Origin of the sequence: Pseudomonas sp. B21-012, assembly GCF_024749305.1 — a bacterium.
Classification (GTDB): Bacteria; Pseudomonadota; Gammaproteobacteria; order Pseudomonadales; family Pseudomonadaceae; genus Aquipseudomonas.
Map to the genome: position 1 here is coordinate 4,120,616 of NZ_CP087197.1, position 22,789 is coordinate 4,143,404.

Consider the following 22,789-nt stretch of genomic DNA (forward strand, 5'->3'; position numbering starts at 1 on the left):
AGGCGGCGGGGGAGCAGAAACGAAAACGGCGGCCACTGGGGCCGCCGTTTCAGCAGGATCAGGAAGCCGGGTTGACCGATTTTTCCGGATACCAGGCGTCCAGCAACGGGCTGACTTCAATCTTGGTCAGTTCGCTGCGGCCCTTGAGCCAGGCTTCAACAGCAGCGCGCTGCTCTTCAGTGACAGAACCACGGGTGGCCTTGCAGACCAGACCGAAGTCGTCGCCGCCAACATAGTCCAGACCATTGGCATCCATGGCGTCAGCCAGGAATGCATCGAGGAAGGCGTCAATGGCTTCGTCGGACAGATCTTCCTTGAAATCCAGGTTCAGCTCAAAACCCAGCTCCTGGAATTCATCCACGCAGAGTTTTTTGCGCAGACGGCGGGAACGGTTAGTGGCCATGAAACAATCCTCTTGAGTATTAACGCGCGGCACTTTACCAGTTTCACCGCGCGATTGCCGGAATAAAAGCCGATAAGCTGTTGTTTGATCCTGTATTCACAGGCCCATGGGCGTTCTGCTTGGGGCATAATGCGCGCTATATTTTTCCGTATCGGGGCCTTCACCTTTTTTCGCTCCGTTTTTTTCACCCCTCGCTCGCAGGGTTTTATCGCACATGATCAGATCTCTTCGCCCTCTTCTGCTTGCCGGCCTGCTGATGCCCCTGGCGCTTTCCAGCCACGCCGCCGCGGTCAACACCACGCTTTCGCCAAAAGTGCAGCAGGCGCTGAAAACCAACAAATTGCAGGACTCGGCCCTGTCGCTGGTCATGCTGCCGCTCAACGGCCCGGGCACACCGACCGTGTTCAATGCCGATGTCTCGGTCAACCCGGCCTCGACCATGAAGCTGGTCACCACCTACGCCGCCCTGGAAATGCTCGGCCCCACCCACCAGTGGAAAACCGAGTTCTACAGCGACGGTCCGCTGCGCAACGGCGTGCTGCAGGGCAACCTGTACCTCAAGGGCGGCGGCGACCCGAAGCTGAACATGGAAAAGCTCTGGCTGCTGATGCGCGACCTGCGCGCCAATGGCGTACAGACCATCAGCGGTGACCTGGTGCTCGACCGCAGCCACTTCATCCAGCCACAACTGCCGCAGTTCAACGATGATGGTGGCGACGAAAACAAACCCTTCCTGGTCAAGCCCGACTCGCTGCTGATCAACCTCAAGGCGCTGCGCTTCGTCGCCCGCAACGATGGGGGCAAGGTGCTGGTGTCAGTCGAGCCGCCGATTGCCAACATCCGCATCGACAACCAGGTCAAGGCGGTCAACACCAAGCAGTGCAGCGGCGACGTGCGCTACAACCCGGTGGTGCAAGCTGACGGCGTCAGCGTCGTGGTCAGCGGCCAGCTGGGTGATGGCTGCAACTCGCAGACCTACCTGTCGCTGCTCGATCACCCGACCTACGCCGCCGGCGCCGTGCGCGCCATCTGGAACGAACTGGGGGGTAGCATCCAGGGCCGTGACCGGGTCGACAACGTGCCGAAAAGCGCGCGTCTGCTGGCCCGCGCCTACTCCCCGGACCTGGTGGAAATCATCCGCGACATTAACAAATACAGTAACAACACCATGGCCCAGCAGCTGTTCCTGAGCCTGGGCGCGCAGTTCCGTACCGACGCCGACGGCGACGACGCCCGCGCCGCCCAACGCGTGGTGCGCCAGTGGCTGGCGAAAAAGGGCATCACCGCGCCGCACCTGATCATGGAAAACGGCTCGGGCCTGTCCCGCGCCGAACGGGTCAGCACCCGGGAAATGGCCGCCCTGCTGCAAGCGGCCTGGAACAGCCCGTACGCTGCCGAGTTCATCAGCTCGATGCCGCTGGTGGGCATGGACGGCACCATGCGCAAGCGCCTCAAGCGCACCGCCATGACCGGTGAGGCGCACATCAAGACCGGCACCCTGAACACCGTGCGCGCCATCGCCGGCTTCAGCCGCGACAGCAACGGCAACACCTGGGCGGTCGCGGCGATCCTCAACGACCCCAAACCCTGGGGGGCTTCTGCCGTGCTCGACCAGGTCCTGCTCGACCTGTACCGCCAGCCGAAACTGGTCAACAGCACCGCCGCCGTTCAGCCCTGAGCCTGACTCAGGGCAGTTCGCCCTCGACCCGGTCGCGGCCAGCCTGCTTGGCCGCGTAGACCCCCGAGTCGGCGCGTAGCAGCAAGGCATCGGCGCCCTCCCCCGGGCGCCAGCCGGCCACGCCGAAACTCGCCGTGACCATCCCCACCCCGTCCACCGGCACGCTGCGCAGGCCCTGCCAGAGCTCCATGGCCAGGCTGTAGGCCTGCTCGGCATTGCTGCCCGGGCACAACACCATGAATTCCTCGCCACCCAGGCGGCAGAACACATCGGTACGGCGCAGGCGGTGATTGATGCGCTGGCACAGGCTGCGCAGCACATGATCGCCCACGGCATGGCCGTACAAGTCGTTGATGCGCTTGAAGTGGTCGATATCGAGCATGATCACCGCCAGGTCCTGGCTGTCGCGCTGGGCCCGCTCAAGCTCGGCCTTGAGCCGCTCCTGAAAGTAGCGGCGGTTGTGAATGCCGGTCAGTGAGTCGGTTACCGACAACGCCCGCAGCTCCTCCTCGACGCGCTTCAGATCGGAGATATCAGTCAGGTAGCCGTGCCACAGAGTACCGCCCTGCTCGGCCGGCTCCGGCGTGGCTTCGCCGCGGATCCAGCGCATCCCGGCCACCGGCAGCAGCACCCGGTACTCTTCGCGCCAGGGCGTGAGGTGATCAGCGGAATAGCGGATCGAGGCGCGCACCCGTTCCAGGTCATCGGGGTGGATACGCTCGAACACGGCCGTGGCGTCCTCGCGCAGGCGCTGCGGTTCGATCTCGTAGATATCGCGCAAGCCCTCGCTGGCATAGCTGAAGCACGAGCTGCCGTCGGGGTCGAGGCGAAACTGGTAAATGCCGCCGGGCACCTCGGCGCTGAGCTTTTCCAGCAACCGGTCGCGGGCCGCCAGGGCCTCATGCACGCGCTTGCGCTCGGTAACGTCGATGCAGATGGCCAGGTGGCCGACCCACAGGCCGTGCTCATCGAGCACCGCGCTGACCATCATGTTAGCCAGCAGGTGGCTGCCATCCTTGCGCAACAGGGTCCACTCACCAGGCTCGCTCTCACCCTCCTGGACGGTCTCGGCGAACATCGCCTGGGCCGGGCTGACCTCGCGCCCATAACGCTGGCTCAAGGCGCGGGCCCGGGCCTGCAGCTCCTCTGGCGAGACCAGCTCTTCCAGGGTCAGGCGGCCGATGACTTCAGCGCTGTGGTAGCCGAGCATGCGTTCGGCGCCAGCGTTAAAGGTACTGATCACCCCGCGCAGGCTGGTGGCAATGATCGCCACCTGGGTGGCGGCATCGAGCACGCTGCGCAGCTGGTTGTGGGTATCGCGCAGCGACTGTTCGCTGACGCGCAACTCGGCGGTGCGCTGCTCGACCAGGGTCAGGGCACGCTGGCGCTGGCCGAACAGGCTGAACAGCAAGGCGCTGAGCAACAGGCTGAGCAGGCCGCCAAGCAGCACCACGGCAACGACCGCCGAGGAGCGATTGGCGTCCATGAAGGCAAGGCTGGGCTGGATATCCAGTTGATAGTCGTGATCGGCCAGGCGCAACAGGTGGGTGGCGGTCAGATCGGTGTCGGCCCCCTGGTTGCCGGATTGGAACAACACCTCATGCTGGCCCTGCCCGGACAGATCAAGAATGCGCACCACCAGGTTGTCCTCGCTCGGGTTGGGCAGCCCCTCGGCCATCAGCTGCTGCAGGCTGATCACCGCCAGTACGTAGCCATCTGGTGGGGCGGCGGCGCTGCCCGGGGCAAAAACGGGCGCCACCATCAATACCCCGCGGGCGAAGGCCGGGTCGACATGGGTCAGGTTCAAGGGTGCCGACACCGCCATGCTGCCGGGCTGGCGGGCACGGTCGAGGGCCGCCTGGCGCAGCGGCTGGGAGAGCATGTCCAGACCCAGGGGCTGGACCTGGTGGCTGGAGGCCTGGGTGTACAACAGTGGGTAATAGAGCGCACGCTCAGCCGCTACCTGCAGGCTGCCAGCGTCATTCAGTTCGTGGATGGCAAAGGGCTTGCCGAGGAGTTGCGCGGCGCTGCGCTCAAACGCTTGACGCTCATCGCCCGCCACCCGCGGCGCCCAGGCGTAGGCCTGGGTCCGGTACAACAGGGGCTTGGCGTAGCCGTTGAACTCGGCGAGAGTGACGCTTTCGGAGAACACGAAGAAGCGGCGCAAGCCATCGAGACGCTGCACCTGGTCCTCGAAACGCTCTTCGATACGGCTGTAACGCTCACTGGCGAGCAGTTCGAAGCGTTGACGCAACTGCTGGCGGTACAGGTCATGGGTGGCCAGCGCCAGCAGCGCAGTCAACAGGCCGCCGGCGACAAATGCCACGCCGGCCACCAGCCAGGCGGACACTTCCTCGCTGACAAAGCCGAGCATCTTCGGACGAGCGGCGTGCATCGACATAGAAAGCACTCAAAACGCCAGCGTCCAGCGGATCGCGGGCTCTGATTGAGTTATAGCCATTAGCCATTAACGTAGCAATCATCACCCTCGACAATCAGCCAATCAGCGCGCCTGAATTTTCCAGGCCCGGTGAATCTTGCTGTTACGGGCAAAGTCCGGGTCCAGGGTCTGGACACTGATCTCTTCCACCGCGTAGCGCTCAGCCAGGTTTTCGTCGAGCTGGAACTTGCGGAAGTTGTTCGAGAAGTACAGCACACCGCCCGGCGCCAGGCGCGCCACGGCCAGGTCAAGCAACTCGACATGATCGCGCTGCACGTCGAACACGCCTTCCATACGCTTGGAGTTGGAGAAGGTCGGCGGATCGATGAAGATCAGCTCGTATTCCTCGCGACAGGCTTGCAGCCAGGCCATGACATCGCCCTGCTCCAGGCGATTCTTGTCCGAGAAGCCATTGAGCGACAGGTTGCGCCGCGCCCAGTCCAGGTAAGTCTTGGACAGGTCAACACTGGTGGTGCTGCGCGCGCCGCCCTTGGCCGCATGCACACTGGCGGTGGCGGTGTAGCAGAACAGGTTGAGGAAGCGCTTGCCGGCAGCCTCGCGCTGAATGCGCAGGCGCATCGGGCGGTGGTCGAGGAACAGCCCGGTGTCGAGGTAATCGGTGAGGTTGACCAGCAGCTTGACGCCGCCTTCCTGCACTTCGAGGAACTGCCCCTGGGCGCTCTGGCGCTCGTACTGGCGGGTACCGCTCTGACGCTCGCGACGCTTGACCACCACGCGGCTCTGGTCGATGCCCAGGGCCTGAGGGATCGCTGCCAGGGCGTCGAACAGACGCGCCTGGGCCTTTTCCGGGTCGATCGAGCGCGGCGCGGCGTATTCCTGCACGTGCACCCAGTCCTGGTACAGGTCGATGGCCAGGGCGTACTCGGGCATGTCGGCATCGTACAGGCGGTAGCAACTGACGTTCTCGCGCTTGGCCCACTTGCCCAGTTGCTTGAGGTTCTTCTGCAGGCGGTTGGCGAACATCTGCCCGCCCTCGCTCAGGCGTGCCGGCTCACTGGCCACGGCGGCCGGGGTACGCGGTTCGGCTGCTTCGCCATTGCGCTCGGGCTGACGGCGCTCGCCGGTGACGAACTGGTCGGGCTGAACCTTGATCAGCAGCAGCTTGCACGGCAAGGCGCCGTTCCAGAAGGCATATTGCTTGTGGCTGCGGATGCCCATGCGCTTGCCCAGGTCCGGGGCGCCGGTGAACACCGCCGCTTCCCAGTTCAGGCAGGCCTGACGCAGGCGCTCGCCGAGGTTCTGGTAGAGGTACAGCAGGCTCGCTTCGTCGCCCAGGCGCTCGCCGTACGGCGGGTTGCAGATCACCAGGCCTTTCTGGTTCTGGTCCGGGCGCGGCTCGAAGCTGCCGACTTCGCCCTGGTAGATCTTCACCCAGTCACTCAGGCCGGCGCGCTCAACGTTGTTGCGGCCCGGCTGGATCAGCCGCGGGTCGGCCTCATAGCCGCGAATCCACAGCGGCGGGCGGGCCAGGCCGGCTTCGGCACGGGCCAGCGCCTCATCATGGAGTTTGCGCCAGAGGGCCGGCACGTGGCCGAGCCAGGCGCTGAAGCCCCAACGCTCGCGGCGCAGGTTCGGTGCGATATCGGCGGCGATCATTGCGGCTTCGACCAGGAAGGTCCCCACACCACACATCGGGTCGGCCAGGGCGCCGCCCTCGGCAGCGATGCGTGGCCAGCCAGCGCGGATCAACACCGCGGCCGCGAGGTTTTCCTTGAGCGGCGCCGCACCTTGCTGCAGGCGGTAGCCGCGCTGGTGCAGGCTGTGGCCGGACAGGTCCAGGGACAGGATCGCCTCGCCACGCTCCAGGCGCAGGTGCACGCGCAGGTCCGGGTTGAGCTTGTCGACCGACGGGCGCTCGCCGCTGCTGGTACGCAGCTTGTCGACAATTGCATCCTTGACCTTCAAGGCGCCGAAGTGGGTGTTGTCGATACCCGAGCCGTGGCCGCTGAATTCCACCGCCAGCGAGCCGCTGGCCTCCAGGTGATCCTGCCACTCGACTTCGTTGACGCCGTCGTAGAGGTCGTCGGCGTTCTTCATGTTGAAGCGCTTGAGCACCAGCAGTACGCGGTTGCCCAGGCGCGACCACAGGCACAGCCGGTAGGCGGTTTCCATGTCGGCCGTGCCGCGGATCGCCGAAGTGTGCTCGCGCACTTCTTCAAGGCCGAGGCCGCGGGCTTCTTCGGCAAGCAGGCCTTCAAGGCCTTTGGGACAGGTGAGGTAAAGTTCGAAACGGTCCGACATGGGGTATCCAGAGCCTTGAGCAATAAAGTGGAGAGGCAAGCGCATCGCCCTTCCGATGTTTAATCGAACGCCTTTCCACAGCGTTCGAGTGGCGCTTTATCTCGCGCCGGGCCGCCCGCCAATCCGACTTTTGCCGAGGGCTGAAAAGTCTTTGATTGCCGGGCAGAACGAAAAATTCAGGCAAAGAACCGGGAAAAATGACCCTTCGTCGTTTTGCCGGTGTTGTTACAAATTATCACACAGCGATGGCCAGATGACTTTGCAGCAGGTCAAACCCTGATCATAGCGGGCTTTGCGCCAGATCCTAATCAGACGCATTTATTTACTTATCCTGTGACCCTATGAAAGGTTACGTCCTTATGACAAAACGATCATTCACACTGTGTCCTGCATTGGTTAGAACTGGTCTCAGGTTGTCACCGCAACGGGGCAACACATCCGCTCGCGACGCCGGCAGCGAGCGCAAACCGGCAGAACGATTCTGCCCGACCTTCTAGAGGTCGACGGGACATTACAGTCAACAAGTGAGGGCAACACCCTATGAGAAGACTTAAGCGTGATCCGTTGGAACGAGCTTTTTCACGTGGCTACCAATATGGGGTCACCGGCAAATCCCGCGAGCTTTGCCCCTTTACTCTACCGTCTGTACGCCAGGCATGGATCAATGGCTGGCGCGAAGGACGCGGCGACAACTGGGACGGTATGACCGGCACTGCGGGTATCCATAGACTCAACGAACTTCACGCCGTTGGCTGAACGAGGAACTGAATCCGATTACCATGCGCGCCCTATCCGGGCGGCGGGCTGAGGCCCAGGGGCCCCTTGAGGGGGCCCTTTTTTATGCCTGCGGTTTCAGCGCCCCATGGCGGCGATGGCGTCCACTGCCTCGCGGATCAGGGCCGGGCCCTTGTAGATGAACCCCGAGTAGATCTGTACCAGGCTGGCACCGGCAGCAATCTTCTGCGCCGCATGCTTGCCTTCGGTAATCCCGCCCGCGGCGATGATCGGCAACTTGCCGCCCAGCTCGCCAGCCAGCACCTTGACGATATGGGTGCTTTTTTCCAGCACCGGCGCGCCCGACAGGCCGCCTGCTTCGTCACCATGCTGCAGGCCTTCGACGCCTTCACGGCCGAGGGTGGTATTGGTGGCGATCACCGCGTCCATACCCGACTCGACCAGGGCTGCGGCGACCAGCGCGGTTTCTTCGTCGCTCATGTCCGGGGCGATCTTGATCGCCAACGGCACATGCTTGCCGCGTTCGGTCACCAGTTGCGAGCGGCGCTCGGCCAGGGCGTCGAGCAGTTGCTTGAGCGAATCACCGAACTGCAGGCTGCGCAGGCCCGGGGTGTTCGGCGAGCTGACGTTGACGGTGATGTAGCTGGCCTGGTCGTAGACCTTGTCGAGGCAGATCAGGTAATCGTCGACCGCGCGCTCGACCGGAGTGTCGAAGTTCTTGCCAATATTGATGCCGAGGATGCCGCTGTATTTGGCGGCGCGCACACGGTTGAGCAGGTTGTCGACACCCAGGTTGTTGAAGCCCATGCGGTTGATGATCGCTTCGGCTTCCGGCAGGCGGAACAGGCGCGGCTTGGGGTTGCCCGGCTGTGGACGCGGGGTGACGGTGCCGATCTCGACAAAACCGAAACCCAGCTGGGCAAAACCGTCGATGGCCGCGCCGTTCTTGTCCAGACCCGCCGCCAGCCCGACCGGGTTGGCGAAGTTCAGGCCCATGACAGTGACCGGCAAGGAAGCCGGCGCCTTGGTCAGCAAGCCGTTGAGGCCCAGACGGCCACCGGCGCCGATCAGGTCCAGGGACAGGTCATGGGAGGTCTCCGGGGAGAGCTTGAACAGCAGCTGGCGGGCCAGGGTATACATGGGCGGGTTTAGCTCGACGTGAGTGAGGGGGCGATTATAGCGGTGGCGTCGCCCGGGGGACAGGGCCGCCTTGGCATATGCGTTGCTTGCACCCTGATCAAACGCCTGCCACGCGAGCGGTACGGCCTGACCTTCGACACAGGCGCAATGACGTGACCAACCCTATTCCCGCAACCTCGCTGGCCTGGGTCAACGGCAGCGATGCCCCGGAAAAGCCCTGCCTGAATCTCGGTTTCATGGCCCTGAGCGATTGTGCCTCGGTGGTGGTGGCCGCGACCCAGGGTTTCGCCCAGACCTACGGCCTGACCCTGAACCTGCAGCGCCAGAGCTCCTGGGCCGGCCTGCGCGACAAGCTGGCCAGCGGCGAGCTGGATGCCGCGCATAGCCTGTACGGCCTGATCTACGCGCTGCAACTGGGCATCGGCGGTAGTCCGGCCGCCGACATGGCGGTGCTGATGGGCCTGAACCAGAACGGCCAGGGCATCAATCTGTCCGCTGCGCTGCAACGTCAGGGCGTGACCAGTCCCGAGGCATTGGAGCGCTTCGTGCACCAAAGCAGGACAAAACTGACCTTTGCACAGACTTTTCCTACCGGCACCCATGCCATGTGGCTGTATTACTGGCTGGCCAGCCAGGGCATCCACCCCTTGCATGACGTCAACAGCGTGGTGGTGCCGCCAGGCCAGATGCTCGCACACCTGCAAGCAGGACGCATCGACGGATTTTGCGTCGGCGAACCCTGGTCGGCAGGCGCCATCGAACAGGGCCAGGGCTTCACCCTGGCCACCAGCCAATCAATCTGGCCGGATCACCCGGAAAAAGTCCTGGGTTGCACCCGGGCCTTTGTCGAACAGTATCCGAACAGTGCGCGGGCCCTGGTGATGGCGGTGCTGACCGCCAGCCGCTTTATCGAGCAGAGCCGCGAAAACCGCCGCAGCACCGCGCAACTGCTCAGCAGCAAGGCCTACCTGGATGCGCCGTTGTCGAGCATCGAGCCGCGCCTGCTCGGCCACTACCAGGACGGCCTGGGCAACCAGTGGCAGGATCGCCACGCTTTGCGCCTGTATGACCAGGGCCGGGCCAACTTGCCGTACCTGTCCGATGGCCTGTGGTTCATGACCCAATTCCGCCGCTGGGGCCTGCTGCGTGAAGACCCCGATTACCTCGCCGTAGCCCGCCAGGTGCAGCAACTGGCGCTGTACCGCGACGCCGCCACGGCGGTCGGCGTGCCCTGCGCAGGTTCCGACATGCGTAGCAGCCAGCTGATCGATGGCAGCCGCTGGGATGGCAGCGACCCGCACGGCTACGCCCGCAGCTTTCGTCTGCACGCGCTGGCCGAGCCGCCCGCCGCCCTCGCCCGACGCTGAACGGAGACGCTCTCATGCTGCGAATCCTGCTAATCGACGACACCGCGAAAAAAGTCGGTCGCCTCAAGGCTGCGCTGGTCCAGGCCGGCTTCGAAGTGATCGAAGAGTCGGGCCTGACCATCGACCTGCCGGCACGCGTCGAAACGGTGCATCCGGACGTGGTGCTGATCGATACCGAGTCACCGGGTCGTGATGTCATGGAGCAAGTGGTGCTGGTCAGCCGTGACCGGCCGCGACCGATCGTCATGTTCACCGACGAGCACGACCCCGGGGTGATGCGCCAGGCGATCCAGGCGGGGGTCAGCGCCTACATTGTCGAAGGCATCCAGGCTACGCGCTTGCAGCCGATCCTCGATGTGGCCATGGCCCGCTTTGAAAGCGACCAGGCGCTCAAGGCCCAACTGCAGGCCCGCGACCAGCAACTGGCAGAGCGCAAGCGCATCGAACTGGCCAAGGGCCTGTTGATGAAAATGAAGGACTGCAACGAAGAACAGGCCTACACCCTGATGCGCCGCCAGGCCATGAGCAAGCAGCAGAAGCTGATCCAGGTGGCCGAGCAGATCATTGCCATGAGCGACCTGCTCGGCTGAAGCACTCTGGCCCGGCTCTTGCTATCACCACAGCACAGGTAGCCAACGGCGGTTGCCCCCTTCACGACAAAGACGTCGCACCCCCACTCGCGCCAGCGGGTCGGGTGGCGACGTCTTTTTCGTTTCCGTCCCTGTTCAACGAGGTGTTCGATGAATACGAGTTTCTGGAAGTCCGGGCATGTCCCCACCCTGTTCGCCGCCTTTTTGTATTTCGACCTGAGCTTCATGGTCTGGTACCTGCTCGGCCCGCTGGCGGTGCAGATTGCCGCCGACTTGCAACTGACCACCCAGCAGCGCGGGCTGATGGTGGCCACGCCGATCCTGGCCGGGGCGATCCTGCGCTTTGTCATGGGCCTGCTGGTGGACCGCCTGTCACCCAAGATCGCCGGGCTGATCGGCCAGGTGATTGTCATCGTCGCACTGTTCTGCGCCTGGCGCCTGGGCATTCACAGTTATGAGCAAGCCTTGTTGCTCGGGGTGTTCCTCGGCGTTGCCGGCGCCTCGTTTGCCGTATCGCTGCCGCTGGCCTCGCAGTGGTACCCGGCGCAGCACCAGGGCAAGGCCATGGGCATCGCCGGTGCCGGCAACTCCGGCACGGTGTTCGCCGCCCTGCTGGCCCCGGCCCTGGCCGCAGGCTTTGGCTGGAACAACGTGTTCGGTTTTGCCGTGATCCCGCTGTTGCTGACCCTGGTGCTGTTCAGCCTGCTGGCGCGCAACGCCCCCGAACGGCCCAAACCGAAAGCCGTGGCCGACTACCTCAAGGCCCTGGGCGATCGCGACAGCTGGTGGTTCATGTTCTTCTACAGCGTCACCTTCGGTGGCTTTATCGGCCTGGCCAGTGCCCTGCCCGGCTACTTCAACGACCAGTACGGCCTGAGCCCGGTGACCGCAGGCTACTACACCGCCGCCTGCGTCTTTGCCGGCAGCCTGATGCGCCCGTTGGGCGGCGCCCTGGCCGATCGCTTCGGCGGCATCCGCACCCTGCTGGCGATGTACAGCGTTGCCGCCATCTGCATTGCCGCCGTCGGCTTCAACCTGCCCAGCGCAGTGGCTGCCCTGGCCCTGTTCGTCAGCGCCATGCTCGGCCTGGGTGCCGGCAACGGCGCGGTGTTCCAACTGGTGCCGCAACGCTTTCGCCAGGAAATCGGCGTGATGACCGGGCTGATCGGCATGGCCGGCGGCATCGGCGGCTTTCTGCTCGCTGCGGGCCTGGGGGCGATCAAACAGCACAGCGGCGACTATCAGCTGGGCCTGTGGCTGTTCGCCAGCCTGGGCATTCTTGCCTGGTTCGGCCTGCACGGCGTCAAGCAGCGCTGGCGCACCACCTGGGGCTCGGCAGCGGTGACTGCGGCGCGGGTTTGAGGATGACAACATGAGCCTGCAACTGAGCTTTGCCCAGGCCAGCGCCAGCGGCCCCCGGGAGGAAAACCAGGACGCCCTGCGCCTGGTCACCCCCAACCCGGAACTGGCCGCCAGCAAAGGCTACCTGTTCGCCCTCGCCGACGGCGTCAGCCAGTGCGCCGATGGCGGCCTGGCGGCGCGGGCCAGCCTGCAGGCGCTGGCCCTGGACTATTACGCCACGCCGGCCACCTGGGGCGTGGCCCAGGCCCTGGACCGCCTGCTACTGGCGCAGAACCGCTGGCTGCGTGCCAATGGCGGCGGCCAGCCGCTGCTGACCACGCTGAGCGCACTGGTGCTGCGTGGTCGGCGTTTTACCCTGGCGCATGTCGGTGATTGCCGGATCTACCGCTGGGCCGCCGGGCAACTGCAGCGCATCAGCGAAGACCACGTCTGGGACCAACCCGGCATGCAGCACGTGCTCAAGCGCGCCCTGGGCCTGGACCAGCACCTGCAGGTCGACTACCTGGAGGGCGAGCTGCAGGCCGGTGAGTGTTTCGTACTGCTCAGCGACGGCGTCTGGGCCAGCCTCAGCGAAGCGCAGATTCGCGCGGTGCTGCGCGAGCAGATCGACCTGCAGGACGCCGCCCAGACCCTGGTCAGCTCGGCTCACTACAGCGGCAGCCAGGACAATGCCAGCGCCCTGCTGGTGCGGGTCGAACAACTGGGTGCGAGCAACCTCGGTGATTCGCTGGCGCAATTGCAGCAATGGCCACTGCCGCCCGCCTTGCGCAGCGGGCAGACAATCGACGGCTGGCAGGTCGAGCGGGCGCTTGGCCACAGCCGCCAATCCTTGCTGTATCGCGTGCGCGACCCGCAGCAACAGGCATGGCTGCTGAAAACCCTGCCGGCCGAACGCAAAGATGAACCCGGCGCGCAGCAAGGCCTGCTGCTTGAAGAGTGGTTCCTGCGCCGGGTGGCCGGGCGCTACTTCCCCGAAGTGCACCCGGCCAGCCAGCGCCAGCACCTGTATTACCTGATGCGCGAGTACTCCGGGCAAACCCTGGCGCAACGGTTCGCCGCCAGCGGCCCCCTGCCGTTGGCGCAATGGCAGGCGCTGGCCCGGCAACTGTTGCAGGCGGTAGGCGCGCTGCACCGACGCAACATCCTCCATCGCGACATCAAGCCCGAGAACCTGCTCCTGGGCGATGACGGCCAGCTGCGCCTGCTGGATTTCGGCCTGGCGTTCTGCCCTGGTCTTTCTGAAGACCGCGCCCATGAGCTGCCGGGCACGCCCTCGTTTATTGCGCCGGAAGCCTTCGACGCCGAGCCGCCCAGCCCGCAACAGGACCTCTACAGCGTGGCGGTAACGCTGTACTACCTGCTCACCGGACATTACCCCTATGGCGAAATCGAAGCCTTCCAGCGCCCGCGCTTCACCCAGGCGATCAGCGCCGCCCGCTATCGCCCGGACCTGCCCGAATGGCTCGAGCACAACCTCGCTCAGGCACTGCTCGCCGACCCACGGCAACGCTTTGAAACCGCCGAGCAATGGCTGTTGCTGCTTGAACAGGGCGACCGCCAGGCGCTCAGCGTGCGCCCGCGGCCGCTGCTTGAGCGCGAGCCGCTGAAAGTCTGGCGCACCCTGGCGCTGCTGTCCCTGCTGCTTAACCTGATCCTGCTGATCAGCCTGCTAAAAGGCTGACAGCCCCTATGCCGATGAGGAAAACCCGATGCATGCGAAAGTCTGGCTGATTGGTGCAGGCCCCGGTGATCCGGAGCTGCTGACCCTCAAGGCGGTACGCGCCCTGGGGGAAGCCGAAGTGGTGCTGATCGACGACCTGGTCAACCCGCACATTCTTCAACACTGCCCGCAGGCGCGGGTGGTTGCCGTGGGTAAGCGCGGCGGATGCCGCTCCACGCCGCAAGCCTTCATTCAGCGCCTGATGCTGCGCTATGCCCGTCAGGGCCGCTGCGTAGCGCGGCTCAAGGGTGGTGACCCGTGCATCTTTGGCCGCGGCGGCGAAGAGGCGGCCTGGTTGCAGGCTCATGGCGTCGAAACCGAGCTGGTCAATGGCATTACCGCAGGCTTGGCCGGCGCGACCCAATGCGGTATCTCGCTGACCTTGCGCGGCGTCAGCCGTGGCGTGACCCTGGTCACCGCCCACACTCAGGACGACAGCCCGTTGAACTGGCAGGCGCTGGCCCAGGGCGGAACTACCCTGGTGGTGTACATGGGCGTGAGCAAGCTGGAGGACGTGCAGCAGGGCTTGCTGGCAGGTGGCCTGGCGGCGCAGACGCCGGTGGCCATGATCGAGAATGCCTCGCTGCCTCAGCAGCGCGAGCAACGCAGCACGCTGGCGCAGCTGTGCCAGGACGCCGCCCGCTTCAAGCTGTGCAGCCCGGCGATTGTGGTGATCGGCGAGGTGGCAGCAGCGCACAGCGCAGTGCTGCAGCAACTGACAGCCTGAATCGCAGGCAAAGAAAAGCCCGGCCTAGGCCGGGCTTTTCAGTAGCGCCTGGACCAATTACTTGGCTTGGGCTTCTACTTGTGCTTCTACGCGACGGTTAACAGCGCGACCAGCGTCGGTGGCGTTGTCAGCAACCGGACGGGTTTCACCGTAGCCAACCGACTCAACGCGGTTCGACTCAACACCGTACTGGTTGGTCAGAACTTGCTTAACGGCGTTTGCACGACGCTCAGACAGTTTCTGGTTGTAAGCGTCAGGACCGACGGAGTCAGTGTGACCTTCAACAGTGGTGGTGGTCTGTGGGTACTGCTTCATGAAGTCAGCCAGGTTCTTGATGTCGCCGTAGCTGTTTGGCTTGACGACCGACTTGTCGAAGTCGAACTTGACGTCCAGCTCAACACGGACGACTTCAGCAACAGCTGGGCAGCCATCAGCGTCAACGGTAACGTTGGCTGGGGTGTCAGGGCACTTGTCGACGTTGTCGCAGACGCCATCGTTGTCGCTGTCGGAGCAGACTTCAGCGACTGGAGCAGGAGCGGCTTCAACCTTGCCACCGCTACCACCGAAGTTCAGACCCAGACCAACGGTCGGACCCCACTCGGTGTTGCCGTTGTCGATGTTGTACATGGCTTCAACGCCAGCACGGGCGAAGAACATGTCGGTGATGTACCACTTGGCGCCAGCGCCAACGTTGGCGAAGGTGGAGTGGTCACGGCCGTTACGGGTAGCTTGACCCAGGCTTTCGTGAGCGAAACCAGCCGAAACGTATGGACGCAGAGCGTCGCCGACGGTACCGAAGTGGTAGGTAGCGTCCAGCTTGGCCTTGGAACCTTTGATGTCTTTGTTGAAGACTTCGCCACGAGCGTTGTGAGTCTCGTTGTAGCCCAGGTCCAGGGACAGGTCGTCGGTCAGGAAGTAACCGAGGCGAACACCAGGATTGGTGCCGTCGTTCTTGAAGTTACGTTCGCTGTCGTAGTACTGCTTGGTGACGTTGCCTTCAATTTCGACTGCGCCTTGGCCTTGTGCCAGAGCGCCGAAGGAAGTTGCGGCTACAAGAGAACCAATGGCCAAGCCCAAGGTGTTTTTCAATTTCATCCGTTAAATCCCCATCTGGTGATAGTTAAGCAGTCCCACCAACATCCGGGGGACAACTCGACGGCAAGTCTAGCAGAACTTGCCGGTACGTTAGAGATATTTGCGCGCTACTAAGTTTCAGCAAGGCCCGCAAATTTCTCACGTAGCTTGTCAAGCGCACGCTTGTACCGCATTTTCGTTGCGCTCAGGCCCATGTGCATGATATCGGCGATTTCCTGAAATTCCAGTTCTGCGACAAATCGAAGCACCAGAATCTCGCGGTCAATCGGATTGACATGCACTAGCCATTTGTCCAGCCCGCCTTTCTCTTCCGGTTTTGGCGCCTTCTCTTCCGAGGCCTCCTCGAGTGGATCAAGACTCAAGGCATCCATCAGTCGACGTTTGCGCCGCTCCTTGCGGTACTGGGTGATGCATTCGTTGTAGGTGATGCTGTAGAGCCATGTCTTGAACTTCGATTTGCCCTCGAAGTTCTTCAGCCCATAGAGCACCTTGAGCATCACCTCCTGACAGACATCGTCAGCATCCCGATCGTTCCCTAAATAACGTGCACAGACGTTAAAAAGGGTCCGTTGGTAGCGGCGCATGAGCTCCTCATACGCGCGAGTAACATGAAACAGCTCCTCATGCGAACGCGCCACCAACTCCTCATCAGTGAGCTCGCGGGGGTCGTAACGCATGGGCAGCGAGTGAACTTTATTCAAAACGGATCTGGCCGACAGTCAGGTCAATGTCGCCGCATACCCCTGCCTGGGGCATTTTTGCGGCGGCATACATTAGCAGGATTTGCCCGGTTAGCGGCTATTGACTCGCTGCTCAAGCAGAATCCGGTTGGACAACGACACTAGTTCGCCATCATCGGTCAGCAGGGTCGTCTTGACCGTGCCGATCTCTTCGATCTGCCCTTCGACCTCGCCAATCCGCACTTGTTGGCCCACTTGATACAGTTCACGCACGTAAATTCCGGCCAGGATCTGCCCGGCGATTTCCCGGCTGCCCAGGCCCATGGCCAGCGCTACGGCCAGACCAACGGTAATCAAACCGATGACGATCACATGGTTGAGCAGGTCGGTCTTGACCTCAAGCTGGCTGATTGCCACCGAGATACTGATGATAATCACCAGGCCCTGGGCGATGCGCCCGACGCCTGCGGCATATTCCAGGCCGATGCCTTCGGCGGCGCCGCGTACCAGGCCGTTGACCAGTTGCGCCAGCAACACACCGGCCAGCAGTACCAGCGCCGCACCGAACACCTTCGGCAGGTACAGGGCGAGCATGTCGAGGGTCGCCGAGACGCGCTCAAGGCCCAGGGATTCAGCGGCCGAAACCAGGAAAATCAGCAGTACGAACCAGTAGACGATCTTGCCGATCAGGGTCGAGATCGGCACCTGGATGCCGACCCGGCTGAGCATCTTGGTCAGGCCAGTGCCGCCCATCAGGCGATCCAGGCCGAGCTTGGCCAGCAGTTTCGACAATAGGGTATCGAGCAGCTTGGCCACGACGAAACCGAGCAGCACCACAACCAGGGCGCCGAACAGGTTGGGAATGAAGTTCGCCACTTTGGTCCACAGCGCTGTCATCGCGGTGACCAGGCTCTGGGTCCAGAGATCAAGTTCCATATTCAATCGGCCTTATCAGCTTTACGGGCGGTAGCGTTACGGCGCACCGGCGCGACATGCGCCGAGCCATTGTTCACGGCAATCATCAGCGCCTGGCTCCAGCGGCCCAGCAGGCTGAACAGATCGCCCGCGCCAACCTGGCGGTTGGCGGTTTTCAGGACCCGGCCCAGGCAGGCGTCGTCGTCGCGGTCCTGACCGGACGGCGATGCCTTGAGCAGGTCTCGCAGGGATTCTTCAAACGGATCGTGCATAGGCACCTCGCGCAATATCTGTCAAAGACGAGGTCGCCAGACAACGGGTCACATGAACCGCCCAGGCAGTTTGTGACTGCATGTTCACAGATTTCATCTTCACACCCAGCGCAGGCGGCGGAACAGCCACCATTGCCCCAACGCCAGGGCCAGTACCAGCAGGCTGGCGAACAGAAAGCCGTAGGGGCTGTCGGAGCCGGGAATGCCGCCGACGTTGATGCCCAGAAGCCCGGTGACGAAACTCATGGGCAGGAAGATGCAGGTGATGATACCGAAGCGGTACATGGTCCGGTTCATCCGCTCGCTGCGGCGCCGGTCCTCGCTCTCGAGCACCAGGGCGGCGCGCTCACGGGTGAGATCCAGCTCTTCGAGGTAGCGGGTCAGGCTGTTGTTGAGCTCGTTCCAGTAGTCGGCATCGTCGGCGGCGAACCAGCTCCACTTGTTGCGCGCCAGTTGTGCGTAGATTTCCCGCTGCGGGTTGAGAAAGCGCCGCAGCCCCGCCGCACGCCGGCGGATCTGCTGCAGGCTGCCCTGATCCGGGGCATAGCGCTTGTCGGCTTCAAGCTGCTCTTCTTCGCCGTCAACCACTTCCGAGAGGTCGCTGATCAGCGCCTGGACCTTTTCGGTCAGCAGTTGGGCCATGCTCAGCAGCAGCTCGGAGGCGGTCTTCGGCCCTCGATTTTCGGCCAGTTGCTGGAGCAGCTCGTCACTGGCGCGCAACGGCCGCAGGCGCAGCGAGATCACCCGCTGGGCCTCGGCGAAGATGCGCACCGAGACCATGTCTTCGGGTTCAGCGCCGGGGTTTAAGTTGACCCCGCGCAAAAACAGCAGCATCTGCGCATCCGGCAGGGGCAGCAGGCGTGGACGGGTGTTTTCTTCCAGCAACAGGTCGCAGGCAAACTCGTTCAGGCCGCTGTCGTGGCGCAACCAGGTGCGGGTCTGCGGGTGGCTGCGGTCCCAGTGCAGCCACAGGCTTTCCTGGGGCTGCAACGCAAGGGCGTCCAGTTCAGTTCGGGCGATCGCACGGGCACCGCCTTTTCCATCCAGCACAAGGGCATGCACCAGCCCCCATTGCGCGTTTTCTTCCTCGAACATCCCTACCCCACTGACCGGTTTCAGAGCTTTACTCAGGCATTTTCAACGGGCTTGGCGAGACGATCACGCCATTGTTGTCGGCGTAGATGTATTCGCCCGGACGGAAGGTCACGCCGGCAAAGGTCACGGGGATGTTGAGTTCGCCAACACCGCGGCGTACCGATTTGAGCGGGTGGCTGGCCAGGGCCTGGACGCCGACGTCGGTCTGCGCCAGGACATCGACATCACGCACGCATCCGTAGATCACCAGGCCTTGCCAGTGATTCTTCGCCGCCTTTTCGGCGAGCATGTCGCCGAGCAGGGCATGGCGCAGCGAACCACCGCCATCGACCACCAGGACCTTGCCGGTGCCATCGAGCTCGACCTGCTCTTTTACCCGCGAGTTGTCCTCGAAGCACTTGATGGTGACGATCTCACCCCCGAAGGAGTCGCGGCCGCCGAAGTTGCTGAACATCGGCTCCAGCACCTGCACCAGTTCCGGGTAGGCGTCGCACAGATCGGGGGTGATGTAATGCATGGGAAACTCCTGTCGATTATCGAGACGATGAATGTCGCAGTTTCACTCAGTGAACGAGGCCCGGCGATGCGGCTTTAGGCCCAAGGCTACACGTCACTGCCGTTGCGGTCACCTTGGGCAAGGAGTCAGCGAACAGATGTTCGCTGAAAAACCCAAAAATGACCAAAACCTTCACAATCGTCATATCTTAACGGCATCAGCTCGCCGGCGAAACGGCTTGCGCCGCCTCCGGCAGCAACGCCGCCAGCGGATCCTGCAACCAACGCTCGACCAACGGCCAGACCTGCGCCTGCGCCGGCTTGCTGACCAGCATGTCGACATGACCAAAGTTGTCGAAGCCCTCTTCACGGCCCAGGCGGACAAACTGCTTGTGCTCGCTGCCCAGTTGCTCGAACAGCTTGCGACAGGCCCACACCGGGTCCTGGTGATCACCCGCGCCGGCCACCGCCAGCACTGGCACATCAACTTCGGCCAGCCCCGCCCACCAGTCACGATCCTTGTCGCCAAAGCGGCCAAACAGACCGAACCAGCGCATGCTTTCCAGCGCCAGGCCAATCGGCTCGTCTTCCGGGCCGCGCTTGAGCCGCGAGCCGGAAATCTGCGCAAAGCGCTTGAGCAGCAGGCGCCCGCCCCACTCCACCGGCGGCAGCTTCAGTGGCCAGTAGGTTCGGCTGACCTGGGTACCGAAGAACGCCACGCTGGCCACCTGCTCGGCGCCCAGGTACTGGCCACCGAGGGCTGCCGCCAGGGTGGTACCGCCCAGCGAGTGACCGATCCAGTGCGCAGGCCTGCCGGCCTGCTCGCAGACGAACGCGGCAATTACCGGCAGGTCGTAACGGGCATAGTCAGCCACGCGGTTGTTGCGATAGCCATGGTTGCGCGGCGACAGGCCGTGGCCGCGCATCTCCGGGATCCACACATCGAAACCGGCGCGCGCCAGGTAGGCGCCCAGGCCAATGCCCCGGGGCGAATACCAGAAGCGCCGGTTGGAAAAGCTGCCGTGCAGCAGAATGACCGGGGTGCCACGCACCTCGGCTTGATCGGCCATGCCCAGGCGGGTGAGCGCCAGCTCGACGCTGCGATCCGGGCTGTTACCGGCTTTGATCCGGTACACGTCCTCGCTCAGGTCGCCACGGCGCTCGGCACTGAGCAAGGCCACGGGAAAAAGGGTACTGCTGCTTTGCATAGGGTTCTTGCACAAAAAAGGGCGAGATCCATCACTGGAACACGCCCTGGAATACGGTCGGAACCCTCACCGGCGTAACCGCCAGGTGAAGGCTCCGGTTCAGCGCATCAGTTCGCGGCCTGGCCTTCAGCCAGGAAGAACCAGGTCTCGAGGACCGAGTCCGGGTTCAGCGAGACGCTTTCGATGCCCTGTTCCATCAGCCATTTGGCCAGGTCCGGGTGGTCGGATGGGCCCTGGCCGCAGATGCCGATGTACTTGCCAGCCTTGTTACAGGCCTGGATGGCATTGGCCAGCAGCTTCTTGACAGCAGGGTTACGCTCGTCGAACAGGTGCGCAATGATCCCCGAGTCGCGGTCCAGGCCCAGGGTCAGCTGGGTCAGGTCGTTGGAGCCGATGGAGAAGCCATCGAAATACTCGAGGAACTCTTCGGCGAGGATGGCGTTGGACGGCAGTTCGCACATCATGATCACGCGCAGGCCGTTGTCACCGCGGGCCAGGCCGTTTTCGGCGAGCAGGTCGACAACCTGGCTGGCCTCGCCCAGGGTGCGCACGAACGGCACCATGATCTCGACGTTGGTCAGGCCCATCTCGTTGCGCACGCGCTTGAGGGCGCGGCACTCGAGCTCGAAGCAGTCACGGAAGGTTTCGCTGATGTAGCGCGAAGCACCGCGGAAACCCAGCATCGGGTTTTCTTCTTCCGGCTCGTAGAGCTTGCCGCCGATCAGGTTGGCGTATTCGTTGGACTTGAAGTCCGACAGGCGCACGATGACCTTCTTCGGCCAGAACGCCGCCGCCAGGGTGCTGATGCCCTCGACCAGTTTCTCGACGTAGAAGCCGACCGGGTCGTTGTAGCCGGCAATGCGCTTGTCGACGCTCTCTTTGAGCTCGGCAGGCAGGCCTGCGTAGTTGAGCAGCGCCTTGGGGTGCACGCCGATCATGCGGTTGATGATGAATTCCAGGCGCGCCAGGCCGACACCGGCGTTGGGCAGCTGGGCAAAATCAAAGGCGCGGTCCGGGTTGCCGACGTTCATCATGATCTTGAACGGCAGCTCCGGCATGGCGTCGACGGAGTTCTTGCGCACGTCAAAGCCCAGCTCACCTTCGAAGATGAAGCCGGTATCGCCTTCGGCGCACGACACGGTCACGCCCTGGCCATCCTTGAGCAGCTGGGTGGCGTTGCCGCAACCAACCACCGCCGGGATCCCCAGTTCACGGGCGATGATCGCCGCGTGGCAGGTACGCCCGCCACGGTTGGTGACGATGGCGCTGGCGCGCTTCATGACCGGTTCCCAGTCCGGGTCGGTCATGTCCGAAACCAGTACGTCGCCGGGCTGGACCTTGTCCATCTCCGAGACGTCCTTGATGATCCGTACCTTGCCGGCGCCGATGCGCTGGCCGATGGCGCGGCCTTCGACCAGCACGGTGCCGGTCTCTTTGAGCAGGTAACGCTCCATGACGTTGGCCTGGGCGCGGCTTTTCACGGTTTCAGGGCGGGCCTGAACGATGTACAGCTTGCCGTCGTCACCGTCCTTGGCCCATTCGATGTCCATCGGGCACTTGTAGTGCTTCTCGATGATCATCGCCTGCTTGGCCAGCTCGCTGACTTCGGCGTCGCTCAGGCAGAAACGGGTGCGGTCGGCCTTGTCGACATCGACGGTCTTGACCGAACGACCGGCCTTGGCTTCTTCGCCATAGACCATCTTGATCGCCTTGCTGCCCAGGTTGCGGCGCAGGATCGCCGGGCGGCCGGCTTCCAGGGTGCCTTTGTGCACGTAGAATTCGTCGGGGTTGACCGCACCCTGAACGACGGTTTCACCCAGGCCGTAGGCGCCGGTGATGAACACCACGTCACGAAAGCCCGACTCGGTGTCGAGGGTGAACATCACCCCGGCAGTGCCGGTTTCCGAGCGGACCATACGCTGCACGCCGGCCGACAGGGCCACCAGCTTGTGGTCGAAGCCCTGGTGCACGCGGTAGGAAATGGCGCGGTCGTTGAACAGCGAGGCGAACACTTCCTTGGCGGCGCGGATGACGTTGTCGACGCCGCGGATGTTCAGGAAGGTTTCCTGCTGGCCGGCGAACGAGGCGTCCGGCAGGTCTTCGGCAGTGGCCGAGGAGCGCACGGCCACGGCCATGTTCGGGTTGCCCTGGGACATTTCGGCGAAAGCAGTGCGGATTTCGGCGTTCAGGCGCTCGGGGAACTCGGCTTCCATGATCCATTGACGGATCTGCGCACCGGTCTTGGCCAGGGCGTTGACGTCGTCAACGTCCAGCGCGTCGAGGGCGGCGTGGATCTGGGCGTTCAGGCCGCTCTGCTCGAGAAAGTCACGATACGCCTGAGCCGTAGTGGCAAAGCCGCCGGGGACCGAGACACCGGCGCCCGCGAGGTTACTGATCATCTCGCCGAGGGATGCGTTCTTGCCCCCCACATGCTCCACATCATGGACGCCGAGCTTATCGAGGGAAACTACGTACTCTACCAAGGTGATCTCTCCACTAACTGTGTTGGAAAAGCTCAGGTCGCCCGCCTGCCAGCTCTGGCTTGGCCGGGCGCTTGTGGCCTGGACCTGGAAAATAAGTGAGAATGCCGAACGCAGTGTTCGGT

At 63.5% G+C, this 22,789-nt stretch carries 19 protein-coding genes; 7 read left to right on the plus strand and 12 right to left on the minus strand.

Annotated elements, in window-relative coordinates; all coding sequences use genetic code 11:
- Window positions 1–58 precede the first annotated feature (58 nt).
- Window positions 59–403, minus strand: a complete 345-nt coding sequence (locus tag LOY37_RS18725; RefSeq protein ID WP_195884699.1) for a YggL family protein — start codon at window positions 401–403, stop codon at window positions 59–61.
- A gap of 214 nt (window positions 404–617) precedes the next feature.
- On the opposite strand from LOY37_RS18725, the gene dacB reads away from it, so the two are divergent.
- Window positions 618–2,081, plus strand: a complete 1,464-nt coding sequence (dacB, locus tag LOY37_RS18730; protein ID WP_045194994.1) for a D-alanyl-D-alanine carboxypeptidase/D-alanyl-D-alanine-endopeptidase — start codon at window positions 618–620, stop codon at window positions 2,079–2,081.
- Window positions 2,082–2,088: 7 nt separating this feature from the next.
- On the opposite strand, the gene LOY37_RS18735 is transcribed toward dacB, so the two are convergent.
- Both LOY37_RS18735 and rlmKL read right to left on the minus strand, forming a co-directional pair.
- Window positions 2,089–4,482, minus strand: a complete 2,394-nt coding sequence (locus LOY37_RS18735; RefSeq protein ID WP_093380699.1) for a diguanylate cyclase — start codon at window positions 4,480–4,482, stop codon at window positions 2,089–2,091.
- 102 nt (window positions 4,483–4,584) lie between these two features.
- Window positions 4,585–6,783, minus strand: a complete 2,199-nt coding sequence (gene rlmKL, locus LOY37_RS18740) for a bifunctional 23S rRNA (guanine(2069)-N(7))-methyltransferase RlmK/23S rRNA (guanine(2445)-N(2))-methyltransferase RlmL (protein ID WP_258715495.1) — start codon at window positions 6,781–6,783, stop codon at window positions 4,585–4,587.
- Between the two features lie 540 nt (window positions 6,784–7,323).
- On the opposite strand from rlmKL, the gene rmf reads away from it, so the two are divergent.
- Window positions 7,324–7,539, plus strand: a complete 216-nt coding sequence (gene rmf, locus LOY37_RS18745; RefSeq protein WP_010223328.1) for a ribosome modulation factor — start codon at window positions 7,324–7,326, stop codon at window positions 7,537–7,539.
- A gap of 96 nt (window positions 7,540–7,635) precedes the next feature.
- Here the strand turns inward: rmf and LOY37_RS18750 are convergent, their stop codons facing one another.
- A complete protein-coding gene (locus LOY37_RS18750) occupies window positions 7,636–8,658 on the minus strand; it encodes a quinone-dependent dihydroorotate dehydrogenase (protein WP_045195001.1) in 1,023 nt (340 codons plus the stop codon).
- Window positions 8,659–8,810: 152 nt separating this feature from the next.
- Between LOY37_RS18750 and LOY37_RS18755 the strand changes: the two genes are divergently transcribed.
- The 5 genes from LOY37_RS18755 to cobA all read left to right on the plus strand — a co-directional run bounded on the left by LOY37_RS18755 (window position 8,811) and on the right by cobA (window position 14,424).
- Complete coding sequence (locus tag LOY37_RS18755; protein WP_093380693.1) at window positions 8,811–10,025, plus strand: CmpA/NrtA family ABC transporter substrate-binding protein; 1,215 nt, start codon at window positions 8,811–8,813, stop codon at window positions 10,023–10,025.
- Between the two features lie 14 nt (window positions 10,026–10,039).
- Window positions 10,040–10,615: an ANTAR domain-containing response regulator gene (locus LOY37_RS18760; RefSeq protein ID WP_010223325.1), complete on the plus strand. Its 576-nt coding sequence runs from the start codon at window positions 10,040–10,042 to the stop codon at window positions 10,613–10,615.
- Window positions 10,616–10,765: 150 nt separating this feature from the next.
- On the plus strand, window positions 10,766–11,977 hold the full coding sequence (locus LOY37_RS18765) for a NarK/NasA family nitrate transporter (protein ID WP_258715496.1): 1,212 nt from the start codon (window positions 10,766–10,768) through the stop codon (window positions 11,975–11,977).
- Window positions 11,978–11,987: 10 nt separating this feature from the next.
- The gene (locus LOY37_RS18770; protein ID WP_093380688.1) at window positions 11,988–13,658 is read left to right on the plus strand and encodes a bifunctional protein-serine/threonine kinase/phosphatase; all 1,671 of its coding nucleotides are present in this window, start codon (window positions 11,988–11,990) and stop codon (window positions 13,656–13,658) included.
- A gap of 28 nt (window positions 13,659–13,686) precedes the next feature.
- On the plus strand, window positions 13,687–14,424 hold the full coding sequence (gene cobA, locus LOY37_RS18775; protein WP_045195011.1) for a uroporphyrinogen-III C-methyltransferase: 738 nt from the start codon (window positions 13,687–13,689) through the stop codon (window positions 14,422–14,424).
- A 57-nt stretch (window positions 14,425–14,481) separates the two neighbouring features.
- Here cobA and LOY37_RS18780 read toward each other — a convergent pair whose 3' ends face one another.
- From LOY37_RS18780 to ppsA, 8 genes are all read right to left on the minus strand, one after another.
- Complete coding sequence (locus LOY37_RS18780; protein WP_045195013.1) at window positions 14,482–15,519, minus strand: OmpA family protein; 1,038 nt, start codon at window positions 15,517–15,519, stop codon at window positions 14,482–14,484.
- A 110-nt stretch (window positions 15,520–15,629) separates the two neighbouring features.
- Window positions 15,630–16,196 carry an RNA polymerase sigma factor SigX gene (gene sigX / locus LOY37_RS18785; protein WP_036990388.1) on the minus strand — a complete coding sequence of 189 codons (567 nt, stop codon included), beginning with the start codon at window positions 16,194–16,196 and terminating at the stop codon, window positions 15,630–15,632.
- 114 nt (window positions 16,197–16,310) lie between these two features.
- Window positions 16,311–17,135 (minus strand): mechanosensitive ion channel family protein, encoded by an 825-nt coding sequence (locus LOY37_RS18790; protein WP_038994250.1) that lies wholly within the window; start codon window positions 17,133–17,135, stop codon window positions 16,311–16,313.
- A 2-nt stretch (window positions 17,136–17,137) separates the two neighbouring features.
- Window positions 17,138–17,392, minus strand: a complete 255-nt coding sequence (locus LOY37_RS18795) for a CrfX protein (protein ID WP_371128640.1) — start codon at window positions 17,390–17,392, stop codon at window positions 17,138–17,140.
- Between the two features lie 93 nt (window positions 17,393–17,485).
- Entirely contained in the window at window positions 17,486–18,481 is a 996-nt protein-coding gene (locus LOY37_RS18800) for a zinc transporter ZntB (RefSeq protein WP_045195019.1), read from the minus strand.
- Between the two features lie 28 nt (window positions 18,482–18,509).
- On the minus strand, window positions 18,510–18,998 hold the full coding sequence (gene rraA / locus LOY37_RS18805) for a ribonuclease E activity regulator RraA (protein WP_038994247.1): 489 nt from the start codon (window positions 18,996–18,998) through the stop codon (window positions 18,510–18,512).
- Between the two features lie 196 nt (window positions 18,999–19,194).
- A complete protein-coding gene (locus LOY37_RS18810) occupies window positions 19,195–20,184 on the minus strand; it encodes an alpha/beta fold hydrolase (RefSeq protein WP_093380685.1) in 990 nt (329 codons plus the stop codon).
- A 107-nt stretch (window positions 20,185–20,291) separates the two neighbouring features.
- A complete protein-coding gene (gene ppsA, locus LOY37_RS18815; protein WP_045195023.1) occupies window positions 20,292–22,667 on the minus strand; it encodes a phosphoenolpyruvate synthase in 2,376 nt (791 codons plus the stop codon).
- Between the last annotated feature and the right edge of the window lie 122 nt (window positions 22,668–22,789).

Coding starts and splice junctions, on each gene's coding strand:
- LOY37_RS18725 (WP_195884699.1), bottom strand. CDS start 403: ATGGCCACTAACCGTTCCCGCCGTCTGCGCAAAAAACTCTGCGTGGAT.
- dacB (WP_045194994.1), top strand. CDS start 618: ATGATCAGATCTCTTCGCCCTCTTCTGCTTGCCGGCCTGCTGATGCCC.
- LOY37_RS18735 (WP_093380699.1), bottom strand. CDS start 4,482: ATGTCGATGCACGCCGCTCGTCCGAAGATGCTCGGCTTTGTCAGCGAG.
- rlmKL (WP_258715495.1), bottom strand. CDS start 6,783: ATGTCGGACCGTTTCGAACTTTACCTCACCTGTCCCAAAGGCCTTGAA.
- rmf (WP_010223328.1), top strand. CDS start 7,324: ATGAGAAGACTTAAGCGTGATCCGTTGGAACGAGCTTTTTCACGTGGC.
- LOY37_RS18750 (WP_045195001.1), bottom strand. CDS start 8,658: ATGTATACCCTGGCCCGCCAGCTGCTGTTCAAGCTCTCCCCGGAGACC.
- LOY37_RS18760 (WP_010223325.1), top strand. CDS start 10,040: ATGCTGCGAATCCTGCTAATCGACGACACCGCGAAAAAAGTCGGTCGC.
- LOY37_RS18765 (WP_258715496.1), top strand. CDS start 10,766: ATGAATACGAGTTTCTGGAAGTCCGGGCATGTCCCCACCCTGTTCGCC.
- LOY37_RS18770 (WP_093380688.1), top strand. CDS start 11,988: ATGAGCCTGCAACTGAGCTTTGCCCAGGCCAGCGCCAGCGGCCCCCGG.
- cobA (WP_045195011.1), top strand. CDS start 13,687: ATGCATGCGAAAGTCTGGCTGATTGGTGCAGGCCCCGGTGATCCGGAG.
- LOY37_RS18780 (WP_045195013.1), bottom strand. CDS start 15,519: ATGAAATTGAAAAACACCTTGGGCTTGGCCATTGGTTCTCTTGTAGCC.
- sigX (WP_036990388.1), bottom strand. CDS start 16,196: ATGCGTTACGACCCCCGCGAGCTCACTGATGAGGAGTTGGTGGCGCGT.
- LOY37_RS18790 (WP_038994250.1), bottom strand. CDS start 17,135: ATGGAACTTGATCTCTGGACCCAGAGCCTGGTCACCGCGATGACAGCG.
- LOY37_RS18800 (WP_045195019.1), bottom strand. CDS start 18,481: ATGTTCGAGGAAGAAAACGCGCAATGGGGGCTGGTGCATGCCCTTGTG.
- rraA (WP_038994247.1), bottom strand. CDS start 18,998: ATGCATTACATCACCCCCGATCTGTGCGACGCCTACCCGGAACTGGTG.
- LOY37_RS18810 (WP_093380685.1), bottom strand. CDS start 20,184: ATGCAAAGCAGCAGTACCCTTTTTCCCGTGGCCTTGCTCAGTGCCGAG.